The 21,685-nt window shown below is 69.9% G+C and carries 23 protein-coding genes and 1 pseudogene; 12 read left to right on the forward strand and 12 right to left on the reverse strand.

What is annotated here, in order from left to right:
- Nucleotides 1-37 precede the first annotated feature (37 nt).
- The 3 genes from ACH4RG_RS21605 to ACH4RG_RS21615 all read left to right on the forward strand — a co-directional run bounded on the left by ACH4RG_RS21605 (nt 38) and on the right by ACH4RG_RS21615 (nt 5,261).
- The gene (locus tag ACH4RG_RS21605) at nt 38-1,603 is read left to right on the forward strand and encodes an IS1182 family transposase (RefSeq protein WP_398539977.1); all 1,566 of its coding nucleotides are present in this window, start codon (nt 38-40) and stop codon (nt 1,601-1,603) included.
- A gap of 212 nt (nt 1,604-1,815) precedes the next feature.
- Nucleotides 1,816-3,042, forward strand: coding sequence for an MFS transporter (locus tag ACH4RG_RS21610; protein WP_398539978.1), 1,227 nt, complete (start codon nt 1,816-1,818; stop codon nt 3,040-3,042).
- Nucleotides 3,043-4,001: 959 nt separating this feature from the next.
- Nucleotides 4,002-5,261 (forward strand): serine hydrolase domain-containing protein, encoded by a 1,260-nt coding sequence (locus tag ACH4RG_RS21615; protein WP_398539979.1) that lies wholly within the window; start codon nt 4,002-4,004, stop codon nt 5,259-5,261.
- 170 nt (nt 5,262-5,431) lie between these two features.
- On the opposite strand, the gene ACH4RG_RS21620 is transcribed toward ACH4RG_RS21615, so the two are convergent.
- Nucleotides 5,432-6,304: an alpha/beta fold hydrolase gene (locus ACH4RG_RS21620; RefSeq protein WP_397917980.1), complete on the reverse strand. Its 873-nt coding sequence runs from the start codon at nt 6,302-6,304 to the stop codon at nt 5,432-5,434.
- Between the two features lie 93 nt (nt 6,305-6,397).
- Between ACH4RG_RS21620 and ACH4RG_RS21625 the strand changes: the two genes are divergently transcribed.
- Complete coding sequence (locus tag ACH4RG_RS21625) at nt 6,398-6,982, forward strand: TetR/AcrR family transcriptional regulator (protein ID WP_397918131.1); 585 nt, start codon at nt 6,398-6,400, stop codon at nt 6,980-6,982.
- On the opposite strand, the gene ACH4RG_RS21630 is transcribed toward ACH4RG_RS21625, so the two are convergent.
- Nucleotides 6,957-7,502, reverse strand: a complete 546-nt coding sequence (locus tag ACH4RG_RS21630) for a histidine phosphatase family protein (protein ID WP_398539980.1) — start codon at nt 7,500-7,502, stop codon at nt 6,957-6,959. The two genes, ACH4RG_RS21625 and ACH4RG_RS21630, sit on opposite strands and share 26 nt — an antisense overlap.
- A gap of 381 nt (nt 7,503-7,883) precedes the next feature.
- Between ACH4RG_RS21630 and ACH4RG_RS21635 the strand changes: the two genes are divergently transcribed.
- Nucleotides 7,884-8,534 carry an LAETG motif-containing sortase-dependent surface protein gene (locus tag ACH4RG_RS21635; protein WP_397917981.1) on the forward strand — a complete coding sequence of 217 codons (651 nt, stop codon included), beginning with the start codon at nt 7,884-7,886 and terminating at the stop codon, nt 8,532-8,534.
- Nucleotides 8,535-8,596: 62 nt separating this feature from the next.
- On the opposite strand, the gene ACH4RG_RS21640 is transcribed toward ACH4RG_RS21635, so the two are convergent.
- A complete protein-coding gene (locus ACH4RG_RS21640) occupies nt 8,597-10,729 on the reverse strand; it encodes a SpoIIE family protein phosphatase (protein ID WP_397917982.1) in 2,133 nt (710 codons plus the stop codon).
- 243 nt (nt 10,730-10,972) lie between these two features.
- Between ACH4RG_RS21640 and ACH4RG_RS21645 the strand changes: the two genes are divergently transcribed.
- The gene (locus ACH4RG_RS21645) at nt 10,973-12,076 is read left to right on the forward strand and encodes an enoyl-CoA hydratase/isomerase family protein (protein ID WP_398539981.1); all 1,104 of its coding nucleotides are present in this window, start codon (nt 10,973-10,975) and stop codon (nt 12,074-12,076) included.
- Between the two features lie 59 nt (nt 12,077-12,135).
- Here ACH4RG_RS21645 and ACH4RG_RS21650 read toward each other — a convergent pair whose 3' ends face one another.
- Complete coding sequence (locus ACH4RG_RS21650; RefSeq protein ID WP_047180342.1) at nt 12,136-12,363, reverse strand: hypothetical protein; 228 nt, start codon at nt 12,361-12,363, stop codon at nt 12,136-12,138.
- 65 nt (nt 12,364-12,428) lie between these two features.
- A complete protein-coding gene (locus tag ACH4RG_RS21655) occupies nt 12,429-12,923 on the reverse strand; it encodes a hypothetical protein (RefSeq protein ID WP_398539982.1) in 495 nt (164 codons plus the stop codon).
- Between the two features lie 215 nt (nt 12,924-13,138).
- Between ACH4RG_RS21655 and ACH4RG_RS21660 the strand changes: the two genes are divergently transcribed.
- Nucleotides 13,139-13,981 (forward strand): pentapeptide repeat-containing protein, encoded by an 843-nt coding sequence (locus ACH4RG_RS21660; protein WP_398539983.1) that lies wholly within the window; start codon nt 13,139-13,141, stop codon nt 13,979-13,981.
- A 261-nt stretch (nt 13,982-14,242) separates the two neighbouring features.
- Nucleotides 14,243-14,512 (forward strand): annotated as a pseudogene (locus ACH4RG_RS21665) (hypothetical protein); the annotation flags it as partial.
- Nucleotides 14,513-14,535: 23 nt separating this feature from the next.
- On the opposite strand, the gene ACH4RG_RS21670 reads toward ACH4RG_RS21665, so the two are convergent.
- The gene (locus ACH4RG_RS21670) at nt 14,536-14,931 is read right to left on the reverse strand and encodes a cupin domain-containing protein (RefSeq protein WP_397917986.1); all 396 of its coding nucleotides are present in this window, start codon (nt 14,929-14,931) and stop codon (nt 14,536-14,538) included.
- Nucleotides 14,932-15,457: 526 nt separating this feature from the next.
- Complete coding sequence (locus ACH4RG_RS21675; protein ID WP_397927375.1) at nt 15,458-15,976, reverse strand: SRPBCC family protein; 519 nt, start codon at nt 15,974-15,976, stop codon at nt 15,458-15,460.
- Nucleotides 15,977-16,221: 245 nt separating this feature from the next.
- Here ACH4RG_RS21675 and ACH4RG_RS21680 point away from each other — a divergent pair, with 245 nt between their 5' ends.
- Nucleotides 16,222-16,404 (forward strand): hypothetical protein, encoded by a 183-nt coding sequence (locus ACH4RG_RS21680; protein ID WP_398163511.1) that lies wholly within the window; start codon nt 16,222-16,224, stop codon nt 16,402-16,404.
- A 155-nt stretch (nt 16,405-16,559) separates the two neighbouring features.
- Here ACH4RG_RS21680 and ACH4RG_RS21685 read toward each other — a convergent pair whose 3' ends face one another.
- The 4 genes from ACH4RG_RS21685 to ACH4RG_RS21700 form a co-directional block, all read right to left on the reverse strand.
- Nucleotides 16,560-16,769, reverse strand: coding sequence for a hypothetical protein (locus ACH4RG_RS21685; protein ID WP_397927377.1), 210 nt, complete (start codon nt 16,767-16,769; stop codon nt 16,560-16,562).
- Nucleotides 16,770-16,773: 4 nt separating this feature from the next.
- Nucleotides 16,774-17,793: a DUF6286 domain-containing protein gene (locus ACH4RG_RS21690; protein ID WP_398539984.1), complete on the reverse strand. Its 1,020-nt coding sequence runs from the start codon at nt 17,791-17,793 to the stop codon at nt 16,774-16,776.
- Complete coding sequence (locus ACH4RG_RS21695; protein WP_397917992.1) at nt 17,790-17,942, reverse strand: hypothetical protein; 153 nt, start codon at nt 17,940-17,942, stop codon at nt 17,790-17,792. Before ACH4RG_RS21695 ends, ACH4RG_RS21690 begins: the two co-directional genes overlap by 4 nt.
- Before the next feature lie 75 nt (nt 17,943-18,017).
- Nucleotides 18,018-18,542, reverse strand: a complete 525-nt coding sequence (locus ACH4RG_RS21700; RefSeq protein WP_397917993.1) for an Asp23/Gls24 family envelope stress response protein — start codon at nt 18,540-18,542, stop codon at nt 18,018-18,020.
- A gap of 316 nt (nt 18,543-18,858) precedes the next feature.
- Here ACH4RG_RS21700 and ACH4RG_RS21705 point away from each other — a divergent pair, with 316 nt between their 5' ends.
- The 3 genes from ACH4RG_RS21705 to ACH4RG_RS21715 are packed head-to-tail and all read left to right on the forward strand — an operon-like array spanning nt 18,859 to nt 20,625.
- Entirely contained in the window at nt 18,859-19,446 is a 588-nt protein-coding gene (locus ACH4RG_RS21705; RefSeq protein WP_397917994.1) for an RNA polymerase sigma factor, read from the forward strand.
- Nucleotides 19,437-20,231: a hypothetical protein gene (locus ACH4RG_RS21710; RefSeq protein ID WP_398539985.1), complete on the forward strand. Its 795-nt coding sequence runs from the start codon at nt 19,437-19,439 to the stop codon at nt 20,229-20,231. The genes ACH4RG_RS21705 and ACH4RG_RS21710 overlap by 10 nt, the downstream gene beginning before the upstream one ends.
- 55 nt (nt 20,232-20,286) lie before the next feature.
- Entirely contained in the window at nt 20,287-20,625 is a 339-nt protein-coding gene (locus ACH4RG_RS21715) for an Asp23/Gls24 family envelope stress response protein (RefSeq protein WP_397917996.1), read from the forward strand.
- Between the two features lie 88 nt (nt 20,626-20,713).
- Here ACH4RG_RS21715 and ACH4RG_RS21720 read toward each other — a convergent pair whose 3' ends face one another.
- Nucleotides 20,714-21,373, reverse strand: coding sequence for an NADPH-dependent F420 reductase (locus tag ACH4RG_RS21720; RefSeq protein WP_398539986.1), 660 nt, complete (start codon nt 21,371-21,373; stop codon nt 20,714-20,716).
- Between the last annotated feature and the right edge of the window lie 312 nt (nt 21,374-21,685).

A 21,685-nucleotide genomic window follows, 5' to 3' on the forward strand; every position in this document is an offset into this window, starting at 1 on the left:
CCTCGATGGGTTGTGGTGCGACGAGGACTTCGCCGACTTGTACCCCAGGGACGGGCGGCCGGGTCTCTCGCCCGCTCAGCTGGCCGCCGTCTGTGTGCTGCAGTTCCTGCTCGGCCTGTCGGACCGGCAGGCTGCCGAGGCAGTCCGCTGTCGCATCGACTTCAAGTACGCCATGGCGATGGAACTGGACGATCCCGGGTTTCATCACAGCGTGCTGGCCGACTTCCGCGACCGTCTCGCCGAAGGCGACCGCGCTGACCGCCTCCTCGACCTCGTGCAGGCCCGTCTCAAGGAGGCCGGCCCGGTGCGCGAGCGCACCACGCAGCGCACCGACTCCACCCACGTCCTGGCCGCGGTGCGTGACCTGACCCGCCTGGAGCTGGTAACCGAGGCGGTCCGCGCCGCACTCGAAGAAGTCGCCGGTATGTCCCCTCACCTGCTGGACGAGCTGGTCGATGAGGAGCGGGGGCTGCGCTACGGCCGGCCGGTCCGCCTGGGGAAGAACCCCACCAAGCCCATGACCAGGATTCTTGCCACCGGAAACGACGCCGTCCGGCTTCTGGAACACCTCTACCGGCACGGAGCGGACCGCATGTCCGGTCCTCGTATCCAGGCATTGCGGCAGATCATGGTGCAGAACTATCACCGTGATGCCGCGGGACACTTGCGCTGGCGCACCGCCGAGAAGGAAGGCGGGGCGGGTCTGCCGCCGTCGTCGCGGGCGATCGTCTCGCCCTACGACACCTCGGCTCGCTACGCGAGGCACGGACACATCATCAGCTGGAAGGGGTTCGCCGCTCATCTGACCGAGACCTGTGCCCCCGACGGCCCCAACGTGATCACGGATGTCGCCACCACCGCGGCCACCACCCACGACAGCCAGGTCCTGCCCGCCATCCACACCCGTCTGGCGCGGCGCGGGCTGCTGCCCGCCGAGCACCTGGTCGACGGCGGGCACACCTCCCTGCCCCACCTGGAACAAGCCACCCGTGAACACCGGGTCACCGTCTCCGGACCGCTGCGGAGCAACCCAACCCGCCAACACCGGCAGAACCAGGGCTTCGCCCGGGACGACTTCCACATCGACTACGACCGTCAGCAGGTCACGTGTCCCCAGGGCCAGGTCAGTGCGGGCTGGCACGGCCCTTACCCGACCTCGTCACCCACCGCGGCCCCGCTGATCGTGGCCAGGTTCACCAAGAGTCAGTGCCGTGCCTGCCCGGCCCGCACTCAGTGCACCTCCACCGCGGACAGTGCCCGAACCGTGGGCTTTCCCCCGCAAGAACTCCATGACCTGCAACTTCGCGTCCGAGCGGAGCAACAGACGCCCGAGTGGAAGACCTGCTATGCGGTCCGCTCCGGAGTGGAGGGCACGGTCAACGAGTTCGCCCACGGACACGGAATGCGGCGCTGCCGCTACCGAGGACAGGGAAAGGCCCACATCCAGCACGTTCTGACGGCCATTGCCGTCAACATCGAGCGCCTCAGCGGACTGCCACCGGCCGAAGAAACACCCACGTCCCGCCGACCGACTGCCTTCCAGCACTACCTCGACCAGCGCGAGATACCCCGGCCGAAGTCCTGGCGAACTCTGGGAACCTGACCGGGACCTTCAAGATCCCCGACAGAGTCAAGCTAAGCCGTCGGGCCTCGGATGAACAGGCAGGACGGCAGGGATGCTCGTCCCGGCGTGCGCGAGAGGGCGGAGCGTCCGGGCCCCTTGTTGACGTCGGAAAACTGCCAGAAGGTGGCTCCCGTCCCTGCTCCAATAGTGATCCGCGCTTCTTTGTGACGCCCCATAACAGGACGGAATTAGTGTCCACAGCAACGACTGCTTCCATTGATTCCATCGAACCGCCGGCTCGTTCACCGTTTGTCTCGTGGCTGGCCGTGATTTCGGTGATGCTGGGAATCTTCTCGATCGTCACCACCGAAATCTTACCGATCGGATTGCTGACCTCCATCGGTTCGAGTTTTACCATTTCCGATGGAATGGCCGGCCTGATGATGACTATGCCGGGCTTCCTGGCGGCCATCTCGGCGCCCCTGGTCACCGTGGTCACCGGGCGGGTCGACCGGCGACTCATGCTTGGGGCGTTCATCCTCCTGCTCGCGCTGGCGAACTTCCTTGCGGCGGTCGCCCTCAGCTACTGGCTGGTCCTCGCCTGCCGCGTGATGGTCGGCATCACCATCGGGGGATTCTGGTCGATCGGTGCAGGGCTAGCTGGTCGGCTGGTGCCTGCAAAGTCGGTCGGCCGGGCCACCGCGATCATCTTCTCCGCGGTACCGCTCGGCTCCGTGCTCGGCGTGCCTCTCGGTACCTTCATCGGGGACGTTGCCGGCTGGCGAGCCGCCTTCCTGGTCATGGGGGCCCTGACCCTCGCCGTCTTCGTCCTGTTGATCCTCGTTGTCCCGCCGCTGCCCGCGGAAGAGCCGACCCGCCTGCGCGTACTCACCGGCATGCTGAAAAGCATCAACACCCCGTACGCACTGGTGATCACCTTCCTCGTCGTCCTCGCGCACTTCGGCGCCTACACCTATGTCACCCCGTTCCTGGAGCAGGTGACGCACGTGGGGGCCGGGGTCATCACGGTCTTCTTGCTCATCTATGGGTCCGCTGGAATCGCCGGCAACTTCCTGGGCGGATCCGCCGTGGTCCGCTACCCGAGGGCCACCTTCGCGACGGCCGCCGCGATGATCGCCGGGGCGACACTTCTGCTTCCGCTGCTCGGCGGGGGCCGGATCGGGGCCGTGGCCCTGCTGACCCTGTGGGGCGTCGCGTACGGCGCGGTGCCGGTCTGCTCCCAGACCTGGTTCGCCAAGGCCTGCCCCGATTCCCCCGAGGCCTCCTCGGTGCTCTTTACGGCTTCGTTCCAGTTCACCATCTCGATGGGGGCCCTGGCCGGAGGTGTCGTGGTCGACCGTTCCTCCCCGTCCATGGTGATGGCGCTCGCCGGTACGGCCGCGGTTCTTACCGTGGTCGCCGTCGGTCTCCACTACGCCCGAAGGATCACCTGGCCCGATCCGGCACACCAGCCGTAGACCCAGCTTCCCCTTCCGGGCTTCCCGTCCGGTGTCTGGTCCGCCGCAGCACCTGTGGCCGCCGCAGGCCGGATCAGCGACCGGCACCATTTCTCCGTCCCGGGGAGCCGGACGCCCTGCACGAGACAGGCGTCCGCCGTTGTTCCGCTTCCGTTCTTCGACCGAAGGAGTACGTCGCTTATGTGCGGCATTGCGGGCTGGATAGATTTGGAGTCCGCAGGTGGCAGGGGTGGGGTGAGTGCCTGTGAGCCAGGGCCCGCGGGTGCGCCCCCGAAGCCATCAGTCAACTCGGGTGTTGGGGAGGGCATTTGCCAGGCACCGAGCAGACAGTAATCTGAAAGCGGCTCATCTCAGGAAGAGGGGGGCGGCCCTGCGCGCAAGGCGCAGGGGCGCACGCCCCGGAGATGAGGTGTGAAGTGACGGAAGCATCGCAACCTTCCCCGCACAAGGGGAAGACCCGCGGGTTTGCGGGCCGACTGGCTGTTGCTCTAGGGGCTCGAGCCCTATGGGCACTGATCGAGAAGCTGTTCGGTCATCACTTCCACGGGTGACGTGTAGTCACCCCCATGGGTCCGAGGTGCTCCCCCCGTCGTCTCGGACCCATCTTCCTCAATCAAGCCTCCTGGTTGCTCATTGCCATAGGCCGACCAGAGGTTGGTCTCGTCGGCGGCGGCCGCGTCCTGGTCCCACTGGCGGGCGTCGACGGGGCCGGTGGCGATGAGCCGGGTCAGCTCCCGCACTGGTCGCCATGCGCGTGGGGCCGCGGCGCGGCTACCCGGCCCTCGCCGACCATCCGCGCGACCAAGGGCCGTGGTGCGTCGCCGGGCGGAGCCGGATTACGGATGCTGTATTCCTCGTCTTTGGAACCGTTCCGGCTGTCCGGGACTCCCCTTCCATGGTGCCCATGCGGTTGATCACTGTCGTGGCGCCGTGATGATCCAGCCGAGGAAGAACTGAGGATGACCGTGCTCCTGTCTTCACGCCGACGTCTGACCGTGAGTGCCGCGTTGATCGCCGCGCTCGCCGGAGCTCTCGCTCCGGCCACCACAGCGTCCGCAGCCCTGCCCGCCGCCCCATCCCCGGCGCCCGCACCGGATATGGCTGGGGTCGTCGCCGCACTCGAATCCGCGATGGCCAGCGGGGCGCCGGGCGCGATGGCCCGCTACTCCGGCCCGGAAGGGGCAAAGGAAAGAGCTGTCGGCGTCCGCGACCGGGTGTCCGGCGCGGCGATGGACACCAAGGCGCGGTTCCGGATCGGCAGTGTCAGCAAGACGTTCTCCAGCGTTGTACTGCTGCAGTTGGTGGAAGAGGGCCGGCTGCAGCTGGACGCGTCTGTCAACACCTATCTCGAAGGGCTATTGCCTGATGACCGGGTCACGGTCCGTCATCTCCTCACCCATCGCAGCGGCCTTGCCGACTACACCAACGCCATGTTCAACCAGACCGTGCCGGGCTTCGAGGCCGTACGAAATCGGGTGTTCAGCTACCAGGAGCTGGTGGACCTCTCCCTTGCCGAGCCCCGGACCACCGAGCCCGGGGTCGCGTACAAGTACTCGAACGCCAACTTCGTCGTCGTCGGCATGCTGATCGAGAAGCTGACACAGCGCCCGGTGGCCGACGCATACCAGCGGCGCATCATCAAGCCGCTGGGGCTGCGCAAAACCACGTACGCGCATCCGGACACGCGCATCAAGGGCACACACGTGCGCGGCTACCTGCACCCCGACGAGGCTGGCGCGCCACTCGTCGATTCAACGGAACAGACCGTTTCCTGGGCTCAGTCGGCCGGCGCTGTCATCTCCAGCCCCGCCGACCTCAACACCTTCACCAGCGCCCTCATGCGCGGTCGGCTGCTGTCCTCGGCGATGCTGGAGGCGATGACGACCGTAACCCCGACGGACACCACCAACACCCGGTTCTACGGACTCGGCCTGCGCCGCTACGACCTGACGTGCGGCACCCAGGTGTACGGCCACACCGGCACCGTCCAAGGCTTCTACACTTACGCCTTCTCCACCCGCGACGGCCGCCGGAGCCTTTCGGCGTTGGCCAACACCTCCAACCGCGGCGCCGCGAACACCGCGCTGGGCGGCACTCTGGAAGCCGCCTTCTGCGGCAAGCAGCCGACAACCGCCCCGACCGGCCGCTCCACGGCACCCTCCGCCTTCCCTGACCGAGCACCGCTGCCCGCCGAGCGTGACCTGCCCGAGCGCTACTGAGACGCGGCACGACTGGCCGGCACTGCGAGTCGGCCAGTCCAGTAGGGCACCATTCCGCTCGACGACGGCCGGTACCCCCGCGGCCACGGAGGATGCCGAGGCCACTTCCTGGTCGACCACCTCGCCGACCGGGAGGCAGGTCCAGTTCTGTTGCAGCGCTGGAAACGCCGTCACTGTGCCGCGTGCCGCAGGATGCGGGCGGCCACCAGTTCCGGATCGTCTGTCGGCAGGGCGTGGCTCGCACCGGGCACGATCTCCACCTCGGCTGTGGGCATGAGGGTTCCTACTCGCTCCGCGACCTGGCGTGCGTCGTGCAGTGAGCTCTGCTCCCCGAGCAGGAAGAGCGAGGGGACCCGCACCCGGCGCAACTCTTCGTCGGAGAAGACCCGGGCCGGCGGAAGGGCGCGCCGGAATCCGACGGAGGTGCGTCCCAGTTCCATCAGCTCGGTCTCCAGGATGGCGCTGTTGCCGACCCAGCGGGACAGCCGGGGGCGCAGCGCGCGGGGCGCCATGCCGGCCAGGCCGCCGGCGATGAGCCAGGCGTAGAAGCGGCGGCCGGGGTCGGCGAATCCGGCGGGTTCCACCAGGGTGAGGGCGGCCGCGCGGCCCGGGCGGCCCGGGCGGTGCATCTGATGGCCGAGCGCCAGCCAGCCGCCGTAGGAGCAGCCGACCAGATGCGCGGTGGTGGCCTCCAGCCCGGCGAGTACCTCCTCCAGCCAGCGGGAGCCGTCCTCGGCGCCGGTCAGGGGCGCGCTCTGGATGCTGGCGCCCGGCTCGCCGACCGTGTCTACGGCGATCACCGTTCGGTGGCGGGCGATCGGCTCGATGTACCGGTGCCACATCAGGGAGTTGCCGTTGGCGCCCGACAGCAGGACGACCGGGTCGGAGCAGGACGGCCCGGCACGGTGGACGCGGGTGGTACCGAAGGATGTCGGCAGGTCGAAGGCGTCGACCGGGTCCGGCCAGAGCCGGTCGAGCAGGCGTCCGTAGACGGTGTGGAAACGCTCGCGGGCCTTGTCGCTCCTGAACTCGCCTATGCTCATGGTACAGACGTATCACGAACTGATACACGTGTACCACTAGGGGGAGGTCGGACCATCGCCGCGCGCGTCGATCACGAGGAACGCAGGAAGCGGATCGCGGAGGCTCTGCTGCGCATCGCCGCCACCGAGGGCCTCCAGTCGGTGAGCATGCGGGCGGTCGCCGCCGAGGCAGGCGTCTCCCTTCGGCTGGTGCAGTACTACTTCACGACCAAGCAAGCCTTGGTGCTGGACGCCCTCGCCCGGCTGGGCAGCCAGCTCCAGGCCCGCATGGACCGGTGGGTCCGGGAGGCGGGCTCTCCGCCGCAACCACGCTCCACGGTCACCGCCATCCTCTCCAGCGTCCTGCCGACGGACGAGGAGAGCCGCCGGATCACCCGGATCTACGCCGCCTACTACGTGCTCGTCCTCGGTGACAGCTCGCTGGAAGAACACGCCACACCCCAACCCGCACTACTGGAAGGCTTCCTCGCCAAGCAGCTCCGCCTGGCGCAGGAGGCCGGCGCTGTCAGCCCCGAGAAGGATCCCGCCATGGTGGCGGCCGGACTGATGGCCATGGTCAACGGCCTCGGCTCCAGCGTGTTGGGCGGCCAGCGCACCGGTGAAGCAGCCCTGCTTGTCCTGCGCCACCACCTGGACGAACTGTTCGGCCCCGCTACTCCGGCATCCGACGGCTCGTGACGACATACCACCCGACGCTGAATCCACCACGCAAGATCATTTGAAGAAACCGCCTGGCGGGGTCCCCCGGGACGACAGTCCCGGCCCAGCAGAGAGCCGTCCATCCCGAGTCCGGCGAGCCCTCGACCACCACCATGCCCGCGCTCTCCAGGCTGCTTTCGGCGGCGAACCCGACCGTGACGTTCCGCGCGCGAGCGGCTGTCCACACCCGGATGGCGGCACCATGACTGACGAGCGCCACGGTCCCGCGCTCCCCGGCGGCCGCTGCCTCGGCCACTACGGCGTCGAAGCGGGCCAGCGCCTCCGATCCGCTCTCGCCCCGGCTATCCGGCGGTGATGCCCCCGGCGGGCCAAGCGAAGGTGGTCGTCTGTACTGCCGGGCCGTGTCCTCGTCGGCCCGCATCTCCAGTTCACCGGCCGACAGTTCGCGGATTCCGTCGCGGATCCGTACCTCGATGCCGCGCTCCACGGCGAGCGGTGCGGCCGTGAGTCGCGCACGGGGCAGGGTGGAGGCGTACACGGAGGCGAGGTCCTCCCCGGGAGGGCGGCCGCCTGACGCAGCCCGAGGTCGGTGAGGCCAGGACAGGGCGGGCGGTGTCCAGGAAGGGGCCGACATTGGACGGTGTCCGGTCGTGACGGGTCAGCAGCAATCGCATGGAACGAATCGTGCTCCGGACTCAGGCGCACAGGTGGCGGCAGACAGGTGCGCAGTCGATCCTCTTTCGGCCGGACCGGAGGACAGCGCTACGTCAGGCCTGCCCGCGTCGCCGGAAGTTGTGCGGTTGTGCCCGGTACTGGTGCGTCGGGTTACGCATGGGGCGACGACGCCGTTCCTGGACGATGGCAGTACTGTGCGCCCCACCGCCATTCGGGCGATGAGACGTATCTGGAGGAAGAATCCATGACCATACCCAGGAGATCGCGGCGTGGCGCGGGAGCACTCGTGGCCGCTGCGGTCGTCGGTCTGACCGGAGGCGTCATCTCCGCCGGTCCGGCCGCGGCTCACACCCCCACCTGGGCCGTGACCTGCTCCGAGGTGACGGTTGGCCTCACCAATTACACGAGCGACGTCCCCAACACGGTGACCGTCACGGTGGACGGCAAGGGCCTGCTGCCCACCGAGACGTTCGGCAGTGAGTTCCACAAGAAGCTGACGCTTCCCGAGCACGACGCGCCGGTGACCGTCCGACTGGTCGTCAAGGACGCCGACGGCGAGGGCAAGCACTCCATCGACGAGACGAAGACGGCGGAGGTGTGCGACGAGGAGCCCAGCCCCGCGCCGCCGACTCCGACCCCGACCGAGTCGGTCCCGGGCGAGCCGACGCCGTCGGAGACGCCGTCCACCGGGACGCCCGAGCCGAGTGCCACTCCCAGTGAGCAGCCTTCGGAGTCCGCGCCGGCCGTGCCCGCCCCGAGCCCGAGCTCGCCGGACCTGGCCGAGACCGGCTCGTCGTCGTCGACGCCGGTCATCGGTGGCGCCGCCGTCGCGGTGCTGCTGGCCGGTGGCGGCATCCTGTGGGCCGTCCGCAAGCGGCGTACCGCCCAGAACTGACGCTCCACGGACGAGGAGTGTGCCGCACCACCGCGGTGGTGCGGCACACCCCTTTCCGTCCGTCACCGTTCCGCGACCGTCCGGGGCGGTGGGGTGGCCGGCGGGGGAGCGGGGCCGATCTCGCACCAGACGGCCTTGCCCTCGCCTCTCGGTTCGATGCCCCAGCGCGTGGTGACCGCGTCGAGCAGGAGCAGCCCCCGGCCGGAGGTGGAGGTCTCACCCGGCGAACGCCGATGGGGCCAGGCGCTGGACCGGTCCTGGACCGACAGCCGGATCCGCCGCACCGGTTCGGGCAGCACCTCCAGCGTCAGGACAGCCCCGCCCTCGGTGTGCAGGAGCACGTTCACCAGCAACTCGCCTGTGACGAGCTCGGCATCGTCGGCGAACTCGGCCATGCCCCAGTCGGCGAGGGCCTGGCGCACGATCGCGCGGGCGTCCGAAAGCCCTTCCGGATCCGCCTGGTGAATGTACTGGTGCAGTCGCGGCGCGTGCGACGAGCCCACGTCGGGGCTTCGGCGCAGGACGAGGAGTGCCACATCGTCCCCCGCCCCCCACCGTTCCCACAGCCGTTCAGACAGGTGATCGGCCAGCGCCTCGGCCCCGGCGGGCCCGGCGCTCACCTCGTTGCGCAGGGCGTCGATCCCGGTGTCGAGGTCGGCTCCCGGCTCCTCCACCAGCCCGTCCGTGTACAGGACGAACGTCTCACCGGGCACCAGGTCCAGCCGGGTCTCCGGGTACTCCTCGTCCTGGAGGTCCGTGGAGGTGCCCAGCGGTAGCCCGCCGCGCACCTGCGGGCTGCCGACCCGCCCGTCGAGGTGGCGGATCAACGGGCCGAGGTGCCCGGCCCGTACCACCTGCACCGTTCCGGACGCCAGGTCGACCTGGGCGTAGGTGCAGGTGGCGAACCGGTCGGTGTCCAGTTCGGAGAGGAAGCGGGAGGCCCGCGCCAGCACGGTGGCCGGCGGGTGCCCCTCGGCGGCGTACGCGCGCAGGGCGATGCGCAACTGGCCCATGATCGCGGCCGCGTGGGTGTCGTGTCCTTGTACGTCCCCCACGACCAGCCCGTAACGGTGCTTGGGCAGGGCGATCACGTCGTACCAGTCGCCACCGACCTGCCGGCCGCTCCACGCCGCGTGGTACCGGACCGCGACCTCGCCGCCCTCGACGTCCTGGATCCGGGGCGGGAGCATCGCGGACTGGAGTTGCGTGGCGAACTCCCGCTCCTCGTCGAAGAGCATCGCTCGTTGCAGGGACTGGGCCACGATGGCGGCGAGGCCCAGGCACAGAATGCGCTCGTCCGCGTTGAAGACCGTGCGCTCGCGGTAGAAGAGGGCCAGACCACCGAGCGACCGGGCCTGGGCCACCAGCGGCAGATAGGCCGCCGCCCTGAACCTCAGCTTCCCGAGATGCGGCTCCAGTTCCGGGTAGCGACGGGCGAGCGCGGAGAGGGACGTGATGAACCGGGGGCGTCCGCTGCGGATCGTGTCCGCGAGCGGGAGATTGCGGTCGAGATCGCCGGAGCCGAGTCCGTCGAGCACCTCGAGCGACTCGCCGCTCAGCGCGACGATGTTCAGAGCGGAATTCTCGACGAGGCCCAGGGCGAGGCCGTCGGCGCCGAGCCGGGCCAGCCCGCCGGGACCGGTGAGGGCTGCCGTCACGTCGTCCACGGTCACCGCACGGGACATGGCACTCGTTGTTCGTTCAACGATATTTGTCTGGCGCTGCCGCCGCTTTTCCAGATCGAGAACGAAGGCCGAATGGGTGACCTCCGCCGTCGCGTCCCGGACGACGCCCACGATCCGGTGCGCCCTCCCGTCCTTCGATCGCAGAATGCGGGCCTGCACATGGGTCCACTGTGTGGTCCCGTCGTCCAGCGGCACACGGAAGTGGACGCTGTAGGAATTACTGCCGCCAGTGATGGCCTCCTCGACCGTGACATCGAGCCGGGCCCGCTCCGCCGGCTCCAGGTGCTCCAGCAGCGCGCCCGGGCGCGCGTCGAATGTCGCAGGATCCACGCCGAACACCATCAGCCCGGCCTCGTCGATGTCCATGGTCCGCGTGTCCAGGTCCCAGTCGAAGCTGCCGGTCCGATTCATGGCGAGGCGTTCCGTCGGCCGGATCTCACCGTTGGTCTTCCGGTCGAGCCGGCGGAGCGGAGAGGCCTCGGCGCCCTGCCACCGTTCGTCGTCGGTCATGCCAGCTCCGGAGGTCGTCCGGCGGGGCCGCACGTCGGCGGACCTCGTAGGCCTCAATTGTCGAGCCGCATCCATCGGAATGCCACAGCGGCTCCCCCGCGGACCCTTGCGCCCGGACCTCACGCTCACGCGCTCGTATGCCCGCTCCCGGCCCGGTCCGGGGGGCATGGGTCGGCAGCCCAAGGCCGTCGGCGACCATGGAGGGCGTCCCGTGTCCACGAGCTCAGCGAGCGGAGCGTACGCATGAACGACGACCGGCCCGTCCTGCTGGAGAAGAGGGGCACATGCCTGCACCTCACACTGAACCGCCCCCGGGCGCTCAACGCTCTCAGCCACACCATGGTGCGGCTTCTCGACGAGGCCCTGTCCCACGCCGAGCAGGACGAATCGATCCATTCGGTACTGCTGTCCGGAGCCGGCGACCGGGGCCTGTGCGCCGGTGGCGACATCCGCGCCCTGCACGACGACGCACGTGCGTCGGGACGTGAGTCCCTAAGGTTCTGGCGTGACGAGTACCGCCTCAATGCCCGCATCGCCCGATTCCCCAAACCGTACGTCGCACTGATGGACGGCATCGTGATGGGCGGAGGAGTCGGGGTGTCCGCACACTCCGGGATCCGTGTCGTCACCGAACGCTCACGCGTCGCCATGCCCGAGACCGCGATCGGCTTCGTGCCCGATGTGGGGGGCACCCGGCTGCTGGCCACCGCCCCCGGCGAACTGGGCACCCATCTGGCGCTCACGGGCCGATCCGTCGGGGCGGCCGACGCCGTTCTCTGCGGTCTGGCCGATCATCACATCCCTGCCCGCCTCCTGCCTGCCTTGACCGAGGTGCTGGGGGAGCCGGCCGGCCAGGGCCCGTCGGTGGCGGGCATCGTGCAGCGGTTCGCCACGGAGCCGCCGACCGGCGAGCTCGCGGCACAACGCGACTGGATCGACGGTTGTTACGCGGCGGCCAGCGTGGAGGAGATCCTCCGCCGCCTGCGTGAGAGCGGTGTTCCCGCGGCGGATGCGGCGGCGGACGAACTTTTGACCAAGTCGCCGCTCGCGCTCAAGGTGACGCTCGCCGCCGTCCGCCGGGCAGCCCGGCTCGACAGCTTGGAGGCCGTGCTCGACCAGGATTTCCGCGTCTCCAGCCGGGCGTTCGAACACCCTGATTTCGTGGAGGGGGTGCGAGCCCGGATCATCGACAAGGACAACGCACCGCAGTGGAAGCCGAGCTCCCTCGCCGAGGTCGACGACCGGGAGGTCGCCCGGTTCTTCGCACCGCTCGGCCCCGGCGAACAGGAGCTCGGACTCGCTCCGGGACCCACGTGCGCCCCCGTCAACGTGGGCCAGGCCGGGTAGGACGGACCGGCGGGGGCCAGGCCAGGCCGGGCGCCGGCCTGGCCTGGCCCCCGCCCCGCCTATCTGTCGCTGCCGGAGAGGCTCGGCTGGAGTGCCCTTACGAGAGCGAACAGCCGGTCCTCGTTGCCCGTCAGCCCCGCGCTGCGCAGGGCATGGTCGGCCTCCCGCATCGGAGAGGTGAGCAGCGGCAGGTAGACCGGTGCGTCGTCGGGGTCCGCGAGCGCTGCCCGGGTGGCTTCCAGCAGCCGGACGTACGCCTGCGCCGCAGCGAGCTCGTCGTTGTCCATCTCGGCATCTCCTCCTCAGAGCTGTCGGGCCGTCAAGCATCCCCCATGGGACTGACAACGCCGCTTCAAGCCCGGCGGCGCCCGCCGGACAACCCGCTCGGCGGTTCCACCTCCAGGTAACGCCGTCTGCGGGGTCCTCGGTAGAGCAGGACCGTCCAGCCCAGGTCTCGCAAGGCCGAAGCGCAGCCGACCAGCGCCTCCTCCTCTTCATGAGCGGCACCGCTGCCGGGCGGCCCGGTCCACTCGACCCGTACCGAACCCGGCGACTCCCCGTCGCTCACCCGGTATCCGGCCGACACGCGTTGTCCCGACAGGGCGACGGCCGAAGGCGTGGCCCCCGACCTCTCCAGAGCCAACGCGATCGCCCTGACCGGGCGGTTCACTTCCCACGGAGCCGGCACGGCCACGGGGTCGGGCCGCCCTGCGCCGGTGAGCCGACGGATCTGCAGTAGTCCCTCGAACGCGATCCGCACCGAAGCGGCCCGTGCCGCCGCGGGTTCGGTGGCCGGAGGGCCGTCGCCGGTCGCCGGCTCGAATCCGTTGCTCTCCTCGGTGCCCATGTGTCCCCTCGCTGATCCGAACCGTGCCCAGTCTGCACCGGCGGCAGCCGGCGGTGTCCCCCGGCGAGCCGCAGGGGTCGACGGGCGCCGTGGCCGACAGTGCTGAAACAGAGCGACAGGGGCCGACGGGAGTGGTGCCTCCCTGCCCCTCGGTAGACTCATGTGCTCTGCACCCGTTCTTTCCGCAGCACCATTCACGCGAGGACCCGCCGCCCGTGCCCGACAACGAACCGACCGCCGTGCCCGACAACGGACGGGAGACCTTGCGTGCGGACTGCGCGAACTGTTTCGCTCTGTGTTGCGTCGCCCTCACACTGACGGCCTCTGCGGACTTCGCCATCGACAAGGACGCCGGGCGGCCCTGCCCCAACCTTCAGGACGACTTCCGCTGCGGCATCCACACCCGGCTGCGGCCGAAGGGCTTCTCCGGCTGCACCGTGTACGACTGCTTCGGCGCGGGCCAGCGGGTCTCCCAGGTGACCTACGGCGGTCGTGACTGGCGTTCGTCCCCGGACCTCGCCGCGCAGATGTTCCAGGTGTTCCCGGTCATGCGTCAGCTCCACGAACTGCTGTGGTATCTCACCGAGGCCCTCACTCTGCCGGGCGCACGTCCCCTGCACGGCGAGATCCGCCGGGCCCTCGACGCGACGGAACGGCACACCACACGGCCGGCCGTCGACTTCGCGGAACTGGACATCGCCGGTCACCGCGATCGGGTCGCCGGGCTGCTTCTGCGCACCAGCGAACTCGTCCGGGCCGCCGCGCCTAGCCGCAAAAAGCGCAACCACCGCGGTGCCGACCTCATCGGGGCCCGCCTGCGCGGAGCCGACCTGCGCGCGGCGGACCTCCGTGGGGCCTATCTGATCGCCGCCGATCTCACCGGTGCCGACCTCCGCCTGGCCGACCTCATCGGTGCGGACTTCCGTGACGCCGACCTCTCGGACGCCGACCTCACGGGAAGCCTGTTCCTCACCCAGGCCCAGCTCAACGCCGCCACGGGCAACGCGAAGACAGCACTTCCCACGTCCCTGAGCCGCCCTCCGCACTGGGCCGCCTGACCACCTGCTTCACCTGCTTCACCTGAGTGTCCCGCATGCCTGGGCCGTGGACTGAAAATGGGTAGTTTCCCTCGTTCTATGGCGTGACGATCTCAGTGGGGGCGAGGGAACCTCCGACGAGCAGTGGTCGGTCTTGGACCGCTGTTGCCCGTCGTGGTGTGGTGTTGGGCAGACCGTCGCTGCGCCGGCGGAAAATGATCGACGGGGTCCGATGGGCGGGTCCGGACCGGCGCCCCGTGGCGGCACCTTCCGCCGGAGCGCGGGCCATGGCGGACCGTCTACGGACTCTGCCGCCGCTGGCAGCGCGACAAGCACTGCGGCGATAGCTTCGACTACCCGGAACCTGAACCACGTCGCTGCCCGGTCTGTTGTCAGCGTCTCGAGCAGCGTCAGCGACATCGCCCGCGACCTCACCGTCTGGCTGGCCGCCCGTGCTTTCACGGACGGCCCGCCAGAGAGATCGTTGACTTCTCAAACTCGGCGTACCCCTACCTGACAAAGCTCAATGAGCTCGGTGCCGAAACGCCATGAGCGCCACCTCGCCAAGCCCGTCGTCAGGACCCGCCTTCCTCTGTGAGCTGGTAGAGCTCCGGCACGGAGACTTTGATCGGCTCCTGGGTGGTGCGGGCAATCACGACGACCACGGGCTCGTCCGGATCGGGGTGCTCCTCACGGTGGGGGACGAACGGAGGGACGAGGAGGAAGTCGCCCGGTGCGGCGGAGATCCTGACCTCCTCGTCACCGTCGTGGAAGACGAAGACCGGGTGGCCACTGACCACGTAGATGCCTGCCTCCGACGAGCCGTGGTGGTGGTTGTCCGTCGCGCTCAGTGGCGCGTTCTCCACTCGCCCCATCCAGAGGTTCACCGACCCGACGGTGGCGCCGCTGAGGGCCGTGTTCCCGTCCAGTTCCCCGGCGCGGACGTGGTGGACTCGGTTGTTCAGAGCCATGATGCTGTCTCCCTGCCTACTGTCGAAGTCGCTTGACTGAGCGTCAAGTTAGGTTCGGTACGCAGACAGTTGCAACAAGGTTTGCTGTGTCGGCAAATCTGCCCCGTTGTGCTGGACAGTGACCGCGCCCAGGAGTGCGGCAGCCCGGGCCGCGACCGCAACAATGGTTTTGCGATCGACTACTGCCCGGCAGCGGCCTGTGGCACGGACGGCCGAAGACCGCGTTGGTTTCTGTCGGACGAGGAGCGGAACGCACTTGAAGGGATGGGGCCGACGTCGTTCCACGCCGCAGGCGTGGGCTCTGCGTGGAGCCATGGTTCGCCAAGTTGATGAAGAAGCAGATACGGCGAGGCACCCACAAGACCGTGCAGCCCCTGGCGAAGGGCATAGGGACCTGGATGGCAACCAGCCCGGAACACCAGCCCCAAGCTCTACATCTGCACCAAGGCCGCGGACGAGAGACGCTCGAACGCCTCGACTCGTATCTGAGCAGAATTCCTGACTCAGAAGATTACGGGACAGCCTTTCAGCTTCCGGTGCCGCGGACGTCCGCCTCCAGGGCTGCCTTGAGGCGCTTCAGCGTCGTGCGGATGTTGCCGCCCTGGAACTGCGCGAAGGTTTTCCCACCCGTCGCAACGCGGTCGAACGTGTTGGCGAGGAAGTCGGGCCAGCGACGCCGGTCGTCGGTCCAGGTCTCGGTGACCCGGGTCGCTCCGTCCACTGCCTCGAGATGGTAGTCCCACGTGGCGATCGGCCCCGGAAGCAGAGGGCGCCGCAGACCGATTGCGTGGACCCGGAAGGCGAAGCGCTCGCCGGGGTCGGCCGCCGTTACTGTGCACCGTGTTGTCCAGCGCGCCGCACCGCGCTTGTTCCGGCCCTCGAAGACCATGCCGACGTACGCACCACGCCGCTCGCCGTGCACGATGGCGCCACGGTTCTCCGGGCTCCAACGCCCCATCGTCGTGGGATCGCTGAGCTGTTCATAGATCTGCGCCGGGCTGGCATCGATGACGATGCTGTCTGCTACGGACATGGTGCGGGGCACGGTGAGACTCCTTGTCCACGGCCGTCGTCGGGCCACGCCCGGGTGCCGTACGGGCCGTGGGCCGACATCCCGGAACCCATACCTTACTCGTGAGTAGATTCCATGGGGGTGCGGGTGGGAGCAGCTCCGGAGTGTTGCCACGCACAGCCGCGGGCGGCGGCCGGACCATCGCGGCGCGACCCGGCACACGGGCCGCGGCGGTTCCACGTGCCCGGCGCTCTCGGCGGTTCGTGACCCGGACCCGTATGTCTGCTGACAGACTCTGTACGCCGCTGCTGTCACGGGCGTCCGCGATGACCCCGGCCACGGACCGCACGGTCTGTGCCGGCCGGGCCCCGGGCTCCACGACCACCGTCACCACCGCCCACAGCGGCCGGCTCACGAGACGCACGCGGGCGCGTACCACGTCGTCGAACGCCGCCACCTGAGTGGACATCGCCCGTTCCCACGCACGCCTGCGCAATACCGGACCGCTCCGTGGCAACACCGACCAGCGGCTCCTGCCCGACAGCGCCTGACGAGCCGGCCGCCACACCAGTAGCACCAGAACGAGGGCGAGCCCGGCGATGAGAGCAGGTCTCCATCAACTCTCTTCCCGGAGCCTTACTGTCAATTCGCGGTCCAGCAATACCCCGCCCGGCGCGGGCGTCAACCACCAGTGCGGGACGCGGCCCACCACCGGGACCCATTCCGAACCGTCGCCCACGAACAGCCAGCCGCCGCAGACGGCCAGCACCAGCCCGGCGGCACCGAGCAGCGACCGGTTGACCGCGCCACGCCTCATTGCCGACATCCCTTCACGCCTTTTTCTGTTCAGCCGGAGCCGGAGCCGGAGCCGGAGCCGGAGCCGGAGCCGGAGTGGCTGTGGATCGCGTCGGCTCCTCGATGGACGGCGGAGGCCCGTGACGGTCACGTCGGACCCGGATCCCGACCCGCAGAGCGGGAGTCCGAGCCAGGCCGAGCCCCGGCAGGGCCGCTCCGACGACTCGGACCACTTCGGTCCGCACCTGCTCCGGGTCGCCGTAGCCCACTTCTGCCAGCACCTTTACGCGTCGCCGCCGCACACTCACCCGGACGCGAACCACTCCGGCTACGGCGGCGGTCCGGTCCTGGACGATCCGGGCGGCGGCCGAGCGGCCGAGCGCCGCCCGCAGTCGCGGCGCGGGCGCGGCCATCGGCAGGCCGCGCCGGTACTCCGGGATCAGGGCGCACCCCAGTAGCCATGCGCCGGTCAGCGCGGCCGGCACCCCGCCGACCCGGACCGCCATGTCTGCCGGGCTGTGCGTCGACGCCCAGTCGACCAGCCAGGTCCGCCAGGCGGCGGGCGTGCCGCCGAACCGCACCGCGACGACGTCCAACAGGAGCAGCGCACAGCTCATGGCTAGGACGGCTGCCGTCAGCGCTGCGGGAATCCGGCGCTGGGCCCGGACCCGGCCGCCCGGGCCACTGCTCCGTACGGTGTGCTCCGCCTCGTCTGCCCCGGAGGGCACATCGTCCGAGGGTTCCCGGGTGGGCGGCAGCGGAATCACCGAGAGCGCATCGATCCGGATGTCCGCGTGCGGAACGGACAGACCCGTCAGGGCCGCTGTCCGGGTCCGTGACCGCTCCCGGATCCGCTCGGCCGCCTCGTCCGCCCGTATCGGATACGGCAGCCGGATGCCGACCGTGACCCGCGCGGACGCGCCGCGCACCGAAGCGGAACCGCGGGTTACGGCGCCGCCGTCGGGCAGCGCCTCGGCCGCCGCCCGCTCGGCGATCCGTCGGATGGCGCGGGGACCCACCGTCGTCGTACCACGCCCGGCGGCGGGGACCGTCATGGCCGCCGCCCGGCCACCGTGTCCAGGAACTCTCGGAGGCTGGCGCCCCGGTCCACGAGGTGTCCGGCGAACCAGCCCACCACGCCGAGCGACGCGACTATGAGGAAGGCACCGAACCCTCCGAACCAGCCCGCAAACCCCAGTGCCATGCCCGCCGCCGCCCCGCAGGCACCCCGGTCCGATGCACCGCCCGCCGGGCCGGATCCATCTTCCGCGTCACGTCGTCACGCCACGCGCGTCTCGGACGAGGCGGCCTCGTCGTCGTCCTCGGGCAGATGCACGTCGTTGACCGTCACATTGACCTCGACGACCTCAAGGCCCGTGGTGCGCTCCACCGCCGCGACGACGTTCTCGCGGACGTCGTGCGCCACATCGGTGATCGCGACCCCGTACTCGACGACCAGGTCCAGGTCGATGGCGGTCTGGCGCTCGCCCACCTCGACCTTGACGCCCCGCCCGACATTCGGTCGGCCGCCCGGCACCCGGTCGCGGACCGCGCCGAGGGTGCGGGAGAGGCCGCCGCCCATGTCGTGGACGCCGGGGATCTCGCGGGCCGCCATCCCCGCGATCTTCACGACGACAGTGTCCGCGATCGAGGTGCGGCCCCGCGTCGCCGCCGGCTCGGCTGCCCCGGTCGCCCCGCTGCCGACCGTGGTGGTCCCGCCCGCGAAGCCGCTCTGCTTCGTCGTGCCCGTCCGCGAAGCGGCTCCTGCGGGGGGAACGGTCGCTGCTGGCTGGATGGTGGTCATGGCAACTCCTCGCGTCTTCCTCGGCTCGTTCTGCCTGGCATTTCGTTGGACACGCTGCGCGCCGATTCGTCACGCGGTTTCGCGGATATTTCCCGGAAGCAGGACGACGGCCGACGGAGCGACGGGCGACAGGGCGACGGCACACCGTGCGGTGCGGACAAAAGCTGCGTGAGCGCGTGACGTTCGGCCGCGCGGTGTGTCCAACGACGAGAAGCGGTCACGAGGGCACGTGGAGAGACCCGTGTGGTGTCGTGTGCCGGACGCGTACAGAAGCAGGAGCAGGCGTCGTGGAAATGAGCGGGGAAGGAGTTGGTCCGTGCCCGGCGACGGGAATCAGCTGACGGAGCGCGCGCCGGAAGCCGCGCCGTCCGACGAGGCACTGCTGGTCGTGAGGGCGGGTGAGGGGGACGAGGAGGCCTTCGAGGTGCTCGTGCGCAGGCACAGCCCCGTGATGTTGCAACTGGCGATGCGGATTCTCGGCGACCGGGCGGACGCGGAGGACGCCGTCCAGGACGCCTTCGTGAGTGCCTGGCGAAAACTTCCCGAGTTCCGCAGAGACGCCTCCTTCCCTACATGGCTCTACCGCATCGTCACCAACCGCTGCCTCAACCGGCTCAGAGCTCGCAGACCGGCGGCGGACCTCGACTCGGTGCCGGAGCAGGCCGCCCCCGAGCACCAGGCGTCCCCTGCCCGTGCGGTGGAGTCGCGGGCAGCCGTCGACGCGCTGGCCGAGGCGATGGCGGGCCTCTCACCCGAACAGCGCGTGTGCTGGGTGCTGCGTGAGATGCAGGGACTGTCGTACGAGAGCATCGCGGGAACGGTCGGAATCAGTCTGCAGGCGGTCCGCGGCCGGGTCTTCCGAGCCCGCCGCTCCTTGACGGAGGCGATGAGCGCATGGCGATGAGCGCCAATCCGGACCGGCCGGAGGAGAGCCGGCACGAGGAGAGCCGATACGAGGAGAGCCGATACGAGGAGAGCCGATACGAGGAGGGCCGATACGAGGAGGATGAGCGGCTCGCTTGCGGGCGCCTGCTCACCGACGTCTGGGAGGCCTGGGACACCGGCCGCTCGGGGGAGGACCCGCACTCCGCAGAATGCCCCTTCTGCTCGGCCGCCCTGACCGACCTCACAGGCCTTGGCGACGCGGTACGCCGTACCTGTGAGCAGGAGCCCGGTACGCCGGACGCCACGGCCATAACGGCTCGTGTCATGGACCTTGTACGGCTCGAACTGCGTCCAGGACGCCCACTGCCGCTGGGAGAGCCGGGGGAGGACCACTGGATGGTCGAGTCCGCGGTCGCACGGATACTGCGGGCGGCGGTCGACAGCCTGCCCGGGGTGCGGGCCGGGAGCTGCCGTATCGCCCCACTCGACCCGGCGGACCCCACCGGGGCGCTGCGCATTCGGCTCGAGGTGGCGGCGAGCCTCGGCCGTCCCATGCGGGACCTGGCCGACGTCGTGCGCGCACGAGTCGCCGAGGTCGCCGACCGGGACATCGGTATCCGCCTCGCGACCACCGACGTTCTCGTTGTCGACATCCTCGACACGGTCGACACCCTCGACGTCTTCTACGAGGACGTCGGCCACCGTGTACACAGCGACGGCGGCGGCTATGGAGACGACGGTCCGATCATCGGCGGTCACGCGGACGGCCGGGCCGACGGACACGGGACGGGAGCAGCGCGATGACCGCGGACACACGCCGGGACCGGGTGGCCGACGGACACGGGACGGGAGCAGCGCGATGACCGCGGACACACGCCGGGACCGGGTGGCCGGGGCGGCCGCCGAGGCCGCTCGCTGCGTGCAGGGCGTGGCGTTCCTGCGCCCCGGCATGACGGACCTGCTACGCACCCGGATCGCCGAGCGCACCTCGCGCCGCGCCCCGCTGACCGGCAACAGGACTCCGGGAGTGCGGGTCGGCCGGGACGAGGGCGGCGGTTGGCACATCGACGTCCGGTTAGTCCTGTGCCGTGGTCACCGGGCGCTTGACGTCACCAGGGCCGTCCAGGCCGCAGTCGGCGCCGTGCTGCCGGAGGAGCCGGTGGTCTCGCTGCGGATCACTGTGACGGGGGTCGTCTGAGGGCGGCCGGCGCTCCGGCCGGGCGGGCACCTGTTTCCCGTCCGACCGGAGTGGTCTCCCGGTCGTCCACCGGCGTGACGCCCGGGTATCAGGCGCGCCACTCCGCGGTGCGCTCCTGCGACGCTTCCGAGAGGGCCTTCACGATGGCGTCGACGTCGCCCTGGCTGCCGTACACCGGCGTGCCGGGCTGCTGGCGCCAGGATTCGTCCAGGCCGCCGCTGTCGACGGTGTCGAAGCCCAACTCGTCGATGAGGTCGTGGACCGCCTGTTTGGCCTGCGGGTCGTCGCCCGCCACAGGGAGCGCCTGCCGGCCCGGAGTGCCCTGCGGGCGGCCCCGGTCCAGGATGTCCTGGGCGTACGTGCCGTTGAACGCCTTGATCACGGGGTGACCGATCTGCTGCTCCGTCCACCGGCTCTCCGGCAGCCCGTCCTCGATGGCGGCGATGCGGCCGTCGCGCTGCTGCGGGTAGTAGTTGCCCGTGTCGATGACCGCGGCGCCCTCCGTCGCGCCGTCGAGGAATCCGGCGGGCAGGTCGGGCACGGCCTTCAGTGGCACGGTGACGACGACTACCTGGGCGCCCCGCGCGGCCTCCGAGGCGGGCACCGGCTTCGCCCCGGTCTCTTCGGCGAGGGCGGTGAGCGTCTGGGGGCCGCGGGAGTTGGCGACCGCGACCTCATGCCCGAGGGCGGTGAGCCGTCGCGTCAGGTTGCCGCCGATGTTGCCCGCGCCGATGATGCCGATCTTCATGGATCCGACCTTCCGAAGCTTGCCGAGTGGAGAAAGGTGAACAGGGGTGGGGAGGAGAGAGGTGATTCTGTCGGTTCACCAACTCTGGTGCCCGAGAAGCTATTCCATTTCCCGCGAGGGAATATCCGATCCGTTCCCGGACGTTGACGCCTGGCTTCGGTTGCGCCGGCCGAGGGTGGAGGGAGGGTTCGTCCTAGGCCATTTGAGTGTCCTTGTCGGCCGCTCGCCCCGGACGGGGAAGGATGTCCCACCGCACCGATCTCCGCGGGTCCATTCTGGTCGCCGAGTCCACACGGGCCGTCGACCGAAGGA

Source organism: Streptomyces sp. NPDC021019 (assembly GCF_044333295.1).
Classification (GTDB): Bacteria; Actinomycetota; Actinomycetes; order Streptomycetales; family Streptomycetaceae; genus Streptomyces.